This window comes from Gluconobacter sp. P1D12_c (assembly GCF_018812105.1).
GTDB lineage: Bacteria > Pseudomonadota > Alphaproteobacteria > Acetobacterales > Acetobacteraceae > Gluconobacter > Gluconobacter oxydans_A.
Genome location: NZ_JACSIQ010000925.1, coordinates 1 through 350 on the forward strand (window position 1 = coordinate 1; position 350 = coordinate 350).

At 55.7% G+C, this 350-nt stretch carries 1 protein-coding gene; it reads right to left on the reverse strand.

Annotated elements, in window-relative coordinates:
• Positions 1-10: 10 nt before the first annotated feature.
• Positions 11-337 (reverse strand): plasmid recombination protein, encoded by a 327-nt coding sequence (locus tag KP705_RS19815; protein ID WP_252348427.1) that lies wholly within the window; start codon positions 335-337, stop codon positions 11-13.
• Positions 338-350 lie beyond the last annotated feature (13 nt).

Sequence of the window (350 nt, forward strand, 5' to 3'; positions counted from 1 at the left end):
CTGTAGGTGTTCACCCTAAGCGTACGTAAAATACACTTTCGTGTCGTGACCCCAAATACGCCTCCTGGTCAGCGTTCCGGTTCTCGAACGCGCCAGGTGAGGACGTGACCAGGTATTCGATGCACTGGACGGCGTTCTTGCGGATCTTCTCAGGTAGCGCCTTCTCGAACGCGATCATGCCCTGTTTGACGTTCTGCGGCCCGATCAGGTCATTGTCTGGCGTTCTCGTGGCGTCAGCGTTTGGCGTATCCTGCTCTCGGTAGGCGTGCTTCATGGACGCCCTGACGGACTTGGGCGATTTGAGTTTCTGAACCCGAAGAATGGCGAATTTTGACATGGTGTTTCAGCCC